The sequence below is a fragment of the Rothia sp. HMSC067H10 genome (assembly GCF_001810635.1).
GTDB lineage: Bacteria > Actinomycetota > Actinomycetes > Actinomycetales > Micrococcaceae > Rothia > Rothia dentocariosa.
Window position 1 is genome coordinate 1 of the sequence record NZ_KV802301.1, and the last position, 263, is coordinate 263.

Annotated in this window: 1 rRNA gene; it reads left to right on the top strand. The window is 56.7% G+C overall.

The window, feature by feature from the left end:
* Positions 1-169 (top strand): 16S ribosomal RNA (locus HMPREF2756_RS04260); the annotation flags it as partial.
* Between the last annotated feature and the right edge of the window lie 94 nt (positions 170-263).

Sequence of the window (263 nt, forward strand, 5' to 3'; positions counted from 1 at the left end):
ATACGTTCCCGGGCCTTGTACACACCGCCCGTCAAGTCACGAAAGTTGGTAACACCCGAAGCCGGTGGCCTAACCCTGGTGGGGGGAGCCGTCGAAGGTGGGACTGGCGATTGGGACTAAGTCGTAACAAGGTAGCCGTACCGGAAGGTGCGGCTGGATCACCTCCTTTCTAAGGAGCTCAACTATTGTTTGGTTGGCCATGCTGCTCGCGAGTGTCGGGTGGGTGGTTTGCTCATGGGTGGAATGTCAGCCCCTTTTTTTTT